Genomic DNA, 6,846 nt, shown 5'->3' with positions numbered 1-6,846 from the left:
GGCACTGTTGCAAAGTTAGCGATGAGGCAGCCTTTTGTCTTATTCAAAGGCCTTACATTTCAAAAACTCTGCTTACCAGGCGCATTTCGCCCAGGGGATCACCATAATAAAATGCTGAGGCCTGGCCTTTGCGTAGTGCACGCATCACCTCAATACCTTTGATGGTGGCGTAAGCCGTCTTCATGGATTTAAATCCCAGCGTGGCGTTGATTATCCGTTTCAGTTTGCCATGATCGCATTCAATCACGTTGTTCCGGTACTTAATCTGTCGGTGTTCAACGTCAGACGGGCACCGGCCTTCGCGTTTGAGCAGAGCAAGCGCGCGACCATAGGCGGGCGCTTTATCCGTGTTGATGAATCGTGGGATCTGCCACTTCTTCACGTTGTTGAGGATTTTACCCAGAAACCGGTATGCAGCTTTGCTGTTACGACGGGAGGAGAGATAAAAATCGACAGTGCGGCCCCGGCTGTCGACGGCCCGGTACAGATACGCCCAGCGGCCATTGACCTTCACGTAGGTTTCATCCATGTGCCACGGGCAAAGATCGGAAGGGTTACGCCAGTACCAGCGCAGCCGTTTTTCCATTTCAGGCGCATAACGCTGAACCCAGCGGTAAATCGTGGAGTGATCGACATTCACTCCGCGTTCAGCCAGCATCTCCTGCAGCTCACGGTAACTGATGCCGTATTTGCAGTACCAGCGTACGGCCCACAGAATGATGTCACGCTGAAAATGCCGGCCTTTGAATGGGTTCATGTGCAGCTCCATCAGCAAAAGGGGATGATAAGTTTATCACCACCGACTATTTGCAACAGTGCCAGTTTTATTGTTACATTTAAATCCACGCCGGGATCGCGGTTTTTTATCCCCCCCCTGGACCGCACATAAAGTGCAACAATTATTCTTGCACTTAGTTAAGCGCCTTCCTACAATCGCCGCGATAGTGTATTCGAAATTGTTACAGTTTTGTGGCGATGATCGACACAAATGGCCTTAAGCCAGCCCGGACAAAGGAAGTGGCGCGGCTTCTCACGCTGCGTCTTGCCCGGCGGCTACATTTACCGGAATAAAAATAATGAGCCTGCAAAAAACCTGGGGAAACATTCACCTGACCGCGCTCGGCGCGATGATGCTCTCCTTTCTGCTCGTCGGCTGCGACGACAGCGTCGCACAGAATGCTGCGCCTCCCGCCCCGACGGTCAGCGCCGCTAAGGTGCTGGTGAAGTCGATCAGTCAGTGGGATAGTTTTAACGGTCGCATTGAAGCGGTGGAGAGCGTTCAGCTTCGCCCTCGCGTCTCGGGATACATTGATAAAGTGAATTACACTGACGGCCAGGAGGTGAAAAAGGGCCAGGTGCTGTTCACGATAGATGACAGAACCTATCGCGCCGCGCTGGAGCAGGCGCAGGCGGCGTTGGCAAGAGCCAAAACGCAGGCCAGCCTCGCGCAAAGCGAGGCGAACCGCACCGATAAATTAGTCCATACCAACCTCGTCTCCCGTGAAGAGTGGGAGCAGCGCCGGTCAGCCGCGGTTCAGGCGCAGGCCGACATTCGCGCCGCGCAGGCGGCGGTGGATGCCGCGCAGCTTAACCTCGACTTCACCAAAGTGACCGCCCCTATTGACGGCCGCGCCAGCCGGGCGCTGATCACCAGCGGTAACCTGGTCACCGCGGGCGACACCGCCAGCGTGCTCACCACCCTGGTCTCGCAAAAGACGGTGTACGTCTACTTTGACGTCGACGAGTCAACCTACCTCCACTATCAAAACCTCGCCCGCCGCGGGCAAGGCGCGTCCAGCGATAATCAGGCGCTCCCGGTGGAGATTGGCCTGGTGGGCGAGGAGGGTTACCCCCACCAGGGCAAAGTGGATTTTCTCGATAATCAGTTAACGCCGAGTACCGGCACCATCCGCATGCGTGCGCTGCTGGATAACTCGCAGCGTCTGTTCACGCCGGGGCTGTTTGCCCGCGTGCGTCTGCCGGGCAGCGCAGAGTTCAAAGCCACGCTGATCGACGACAAAGCGGTACTGACCGATCAGGATCGTAAATACGTCTATATCGTTGATAAAGATGGTAAAGCACAGCGCCGCGACATTACCCCAGGGCGGCTGGCAGACGGTTTACGCATCGTTCAGAAGGGGTTGAATCCTGGGGATAGCGTCATCGTCGACGGCTTACAAAAAGTGTTTATGCCGGGTATGCCGGTTAACGCCAAAACCGTTGCCATGACCTCCAGCGCCACCCTTAACTGATCCCTAATCAGAGAATCCAAGACATGGACTTTTCCCGCTTTTTTATCGACAGGCCGATTTTCGCCGCGGTGCTGTCGATTTTAATTTTTATCACCGGGTTAATCGCTATCCCACTGCTGCCGGTGAGCGAATATCCGGATGTCGTCCCGCCGAGCGTCCAGGTGCGCGCGGAGTATCCCGGCGCCAACCCGAAAGTGATTGCCGAGACCGTGGCGACGCCGCTGGAGGAAGCGATCAACGGCGTTGAAAACATGATGTACATGAAATCGGTCGCCGGCTCCGACGGCGTGCTGGTCACCACCGTCACCTTCCGCCCGGGTACCGACCCGGATCAGGCGCAGGTTCAGGTGCAGAACCGCGTCGCGCAGGCCGAAGCGCGTCTGCCGGAGGATGTACGCCGTCTGGGGATCACCACCCAGAAGCAGTCTCCGACGCTGACCCTGGTGGTGCATCTGTTCTCCCCCGGCGGGAAGTACGACTCGCTGTATATGCGCAACTACGCCACGCTGAAAGTGAAGGATGAGCTGGCGCGCCTGCCCGGCGTCGGCCAGATCCAGATTTTTGGCTCCGGTGAATATGCGATGCGCGTCTGGCTGGATCCCAATAAGGTCGCTGCCCGCGGTCTGACGGCCTCGGATGTGGTGACGGCGATGCAGGAGCAAAACGTCCAGGTGTCTGCCGGACAGCTTGGCGCCGAGCCGCTGCCGCAGGAGAGCGATTTCCTGATCTCCATTAACGCCCAGGGCCGTCTGCATACCGAAGAAGAGTTTGGCAATATCATTCTGAAAACGGCGCAGGATGGCTCGCTGGTCCGCCTGCGCGACGTGGCGCGCATCGAGATGGGTTCCGGTAGCTATGCGCTGCGCTCCCAGCTCAACAATAAGGATGCGGTCGGGATCGGTATCTTCCAGTCACCCGGCGCTAACGCCATCGATCTGTCGAACGCGGTACGCGCCAAAATGGCCGAGCTGGCCACCCGCTTCCCGGAAGATATGCAATGGGCGGCGCCGTACGACCCGACGGTTTTCGTCCGCGACTCCATCCGCGCGGTGGTGCAGACGCTGCTGGAGGCGGTAGTGCTGGTGGTGCTGGTAGTGATCCTGTTCCTGCAGACCTGGCGCGCGTCGATTATCCCGTTGATCGCTGTGCCGGTATCGGTGGTGGGTACCTTCAGCATTCTCTATCTGCTGGGCTTCTCGCTGAATACCCTGAGCCTGTTCGGGCTGGTACTGGCTATCGGTATCGTGGTGGACGACGCCATCGTGGTGGTGGAGAACGTCGAGCGTAATATCGAAGAGGGGCTTGCGCCGCTTGCCGCGGCGCATCAGGCGATGCGTGAGGTCTCCGGGCCGATTATCGCCATTGCGCTGGTGCTGTGTGCGGTGTTCGTGCCGATGGCGTTTCTCTCCGGGGTCACCGGCCAGTTCTACAAACAGTTCGCGGTGACCATCGCCATCTCGACGGTGATCTCGGCCATCAACTCGCTGACGCTCTCCCCGGCGCTGGCGGCCCTGCTGTTAAAGCCGCACGGCGCGAAGAAAGACCTCCCTACCCGGCTGATCGATCGCCTGTTTGGCTGGATTTTCCGTCCGTTTAACCGCTTTTTCCTGCGCAGCTCGAACGGCTATCAGGGACTGGTAGGCAAAACGCTTGGACGCCGTGGCGCAGTGTTTGCGGTGTACCTGCTGCTGCTCTGCGCCGCTGGGGTGATGTTTAAAGTCGTCCCCGGCGGGTTTATTCCCACCCAGGATAAGCTGTATCTCATTGGCGGCGTGAAGATGCCGGAAGGGTCGTCGCTGGCGCGCACCGACGCGGTGATCCGCAAAATGAGCGAGATCGGGATGAATACCGAAGGGGTCGACTATGCGGTCGCTTTCCCGGGGCTTAACGCGCTGCAGTTCACCAACACGCCGAATACCGGGACGGTCTTTTTTGGCCTGAAACCGTTCGACCAGCGCAAACACACGGCGGCGGAAATTAACGCGGAGATCAACGCCAAAATCGCGCAAATCCAGCAGGGCTTTGGCTTTTCCATCCTGCCGCCGCCGATTTTAGGTCTGGGTCAGGGTTCCGGCTACTCCCTGTACATCCAGGATCGCGGAGGGCTGGGCTATGGCGCGCTGCAAAGCGCGGTGAATGCGATGTCCGGGGCGATTATGCAGACGCCGGGGATGCACTTCCCGATCTCGACTTACCAGGCTAACGTGCCGCAGCTGGACGTGCAGGTCGATCGCGATAAGGCGAAAGCGCAGGGGGTATCGCTAACCGATCTGTTCGGTACGCTGCAGACCTATCTCGGCTCGTCTTATGTCAATGACTTTAACCAGTTCGGGCGTACCTGGCGCGTGATGGCCCAGGCTGACGGACCATACCGCGAGAGCGTGGAAGATATCGCCAATCTGCGCACCCGCAATAATCAGGGCGAAATGGTACCGATCGGCAGTATGGTGAATATCAGTACCACCTACGGGCCGGATCCGGTGATCCGCTACAACGGTTATCCGGCGGCGGACCTGATTGGCGATGCCGATCCGCGGGTCCTCTCTTCTTCGCAGGCGATGACGCATCTGGAAGAGCTGTCGAAGCAGATCCTGCCGAATGGGATGAATATTGAGTGGACGGATCTCAGCTTCCAGCAGGCCACCCAGGGCAACACGGCGCTGATCGTCTTCCCGGTGGCGGTGCTGCTGGCATTCCTCGTACTGGCCGCGCTGTATGAAAGCTGGACCCTGCCGCTGGCGGTGATCCTTATCGTACCGATGACGATGCTCTCCGCGCTGTTTGGCGTCTGGCTGACCGGGGGCGATAACAACGTCTTCGTGCAGGTGGGTCTGGTGGTCCTGATGGGCCTGGCCTGTAAAAACGCCATTCTGATCGTCGAGTTTGCCCGCGAGCTGGAGATCCAGGGGAAAGGCATCATGGAAGCGGCGCTGGAGGCATGCCGCCTGCGTCTGCGCCCGATCGTGATGACCTCCATCGCCTTTATCGCCGGGACCATTCCGCTGATCCTCGGCCACGGCGCGGGGGCGGAAGTCCGCGGCGTCACCGGGATCACGGTGTTCTCCGGGATGCTGGGCGTGACGCTCTTCGGTCTGTTCCTGACGCCGGTGTTTTACGTGACGCTACGGAAACTGGTGACCCGCAGGAAGCCGGTCCAGGAGGATCTGCCCGCCTAGCCTGCAGCAGATAACAAAAAAACCGCCTTCACAATTTGAAGGCGGTTTTTTTTCGTCACCAGAAAATGATTAATGCGCTTTTTTAAAGCGGGCGATCATTTCCGGCACCGGGTCGCAGCCGCTGGTATCGGCGTTTTTGACCGCCTCCAGCGCGCTGGCCACGGTATGGCGAGCGAGGACGTTTAACGAAGCCTGCTCTGCTTCATCGGCAACCGATTTGAAGTACCAGCAGGCGTTGGCGCTGACCACGCAGCGGGCCGGGACGTCAGGACGCGACGCCCACAGTTTTTTATCTTCGATAACCGAAAGATAGATATCACGCAGGGTGATCTTGTCCGCCGGACGGCCAAGATGAATTGAGCCGTTGCGACCAAGCGTGGAGACGATAATGCCGTCACGAGTTAGCGGAACCATTAGTTTACGGATAAAGCTCGGGTTCGCTTCCAGGCCGTAGGCCAGAATCGCACTCGTCGAACGTTCACCCATCTGCTCCGCCATTGCTACGCTGAGAACCATCTGCAAAGCTGTCGGGAAGCGGTAATCTAACATGGCAGTGTCCTGGGTTGCGGTGAATCTTGTTCTTTTTAGCACCGCAGAGGGCACTGTTGCAAAGTTAGCGATGAGGCAGCCTTTTGTCTTATTCAAAGGCCTTACATTTCAAAAACTCTGCTTACCAGGCGCATTTCGCCCAGGGGATCACCATAATAAAATGCTGAGGCCTGGCCTTTGCGTAGTGCACGCATCACCTCAATACCTTTGATGGTGGCGTAAGCCGTCTTCATGGATTTAAATCCCAGCGTGGCGTTGATTATCCGTTTCAGTTTGCCATGATCGCATTCAATCACGTTGTTCCGGTACTTAATCTGTCGGTGTTCAACGTCAGACGGGCACCGGCCTTCGCGTTTGAGCAGAGCAAGCGCGCGACCATAGGCGGGCGCTTTATCCGTGTTGATGAATCGTGGGATCTGCCACTTCTTCACGTTGTTGAGGATTTTACCCAGAAACCGGTATGCAGCTTTGCTGTTACGACGGGAGGAGAGATAAAAATCGACAGTGCGGCCCCGGCTGTCGACGGCCCGGTACAGATACGCCCAGCGGCCATTGACCTTCACGTAGGTTTCATCCATGTGCCACGGGCAAAGATCGGAAGGGTTACGCCAGTACCAGCGCAGCCGTTTTTCCATTTCAGGCGCATAACGCTGAACCCAGCGGTAAATCGTGGAGTGATCGACATTCACTCCGCGTTCAGCCAGCATCTCCTGCAGCTCACGGTAACTGATGCCGTATTTGCAGTACCAGCGTACGGCCCACAGAATGATGTCACGCTGAAAATGCCGGCCTTTGAATGGGTTCATGTGCAGCTCCATCAGCAAAAGGGGATGATAAGTTTATCACCACCGACTATTTGCAACAGTGCC

Annotated in this window: 5 protein-coding genes; 2 read left to right on the top strand and 3 right to left on the bottom strand. The window is 57.6% G+C overall.

Going from position 1 to position 6,846, the window contains the following annotated elements:
• Positions 1-52: 52 nt before the first annotated feature.
• A complete protein-coding gene (locus ABVN44_RS24495) occupies positions 53-757 on the bottom strand; it encodes an IS6-like element IS26 family transposase (RefSeq protein WP_001067858.1) in 705 nt (234 codons plus the stop codon).
• Between the two features lie 319 nt (positions 758-1,076).
• Here ABVN44_RS24495 and oqxA point away from each other — a divergent pair, with 319 nt between their 5' ends.
• Positions 1,077-2,252: a multidrug efflux RND transporter periplasmic adaptor subunit OqxA gene (oqxA, locus tag ABVN44_RS24490; RefSeq protein WP_002914189.1), complete on the top strand. Its 1,176-nt coding sequence runs from the start codon at positions 1,077-1,079 to the stop codon at positions 2,250-2,252.
• A gap of 23 nt (positions 2,253-2,275) precedes the next feature.
• Positions 2,276-5,428, top strand: a complete 3,153-nt coding sequence (oqxB, locus tag ABVN44_RS24485; RefSeq protein WP_000347934.1) for a multidrug efflux RND transporter permease subunit OqxB — start codon at positions 2,276-2,278, stop codon at positions 5,426-5,428.
• 69 nt (positions 5,429-5,497) lie between these two features.
• On the opposite strand, the gene ABVN44_RS24480 is transcribed toward oqxB, so the two are convergent.
• Together ABVN44_RS24480 and ABVN44_RS24475 are read right to left on the bottom strand one after the other, a co-directional pair.
• Entirely contained in the window at positions 5,498-5,977 is a 480-nt protein-coding gene (locus ABVN44_RS24480) for an Rrf2 family transcriptional regulator (protein WP_000888203.1), read from the bottom strand.
• 101 nt (positions 5,978-6,078) lie between these two features.
• Entirely contained in the window at positions 6,079-6,783 is a 705-nt protein-coding gene (locus ABVN44_RS24475; RefSeq protein WP_001067858.1) for an IS6-like element IS26 family transposase, read from the bottom strand.
• Positions 6,784-6,846: the final 63 nt, after the last annotated feature.

The organism is Salmonella sp. SJTUF15570, from assembly GCF_043357055.1.
GTDB lineage: Bacteria > Pseudomonadota > Gammaproteobacteria > Enterobacterales > Enterobacteriaceae > Salmonella > Salmonella enterica.
The sequence above is the reverse complement of the archived record's forward strand: the minus strand, read 5'-3'. Positions and strand labels throughout refer to the sequence as shown.

Coding starts and splice junctions, on each gene's coding strand:
- oqxB (WP_000347934.1), top strand. CDS start 2,276: ATGGACTTTTCCCGCTTTTTTATCGACAGGCCGATTTTCGCCGCGGTG.
- oqxA (WP_002914189.1), top strand. CDS start 1,077: ATGAGCCTGCAAAAAACCTGGGGAAACATTCACCTGACCGCGCTCGGC.
- ABVN44_RS24495 (WP_001067858.1), bottom strand. CDS start 757: ATGAACCCATTCAAAGGCCGGCATTTTCAGCGTGACATCATTCTGTGG.
- ABVN44_RS24480 (WP_000888203.1), bottom strand. CDS start 5,977: ATGTTAGATTACCGCTTCCCGACAGCTTTGCAGATGGTTCTCAGCGTA.
- ABVN44_RS24475 (WP_001067858.1), bottom strand. CDS start 6,783: ATGAACCCATTCAAAGGCCGGCATTTTCAGCGTGACATCATTCTGTGG.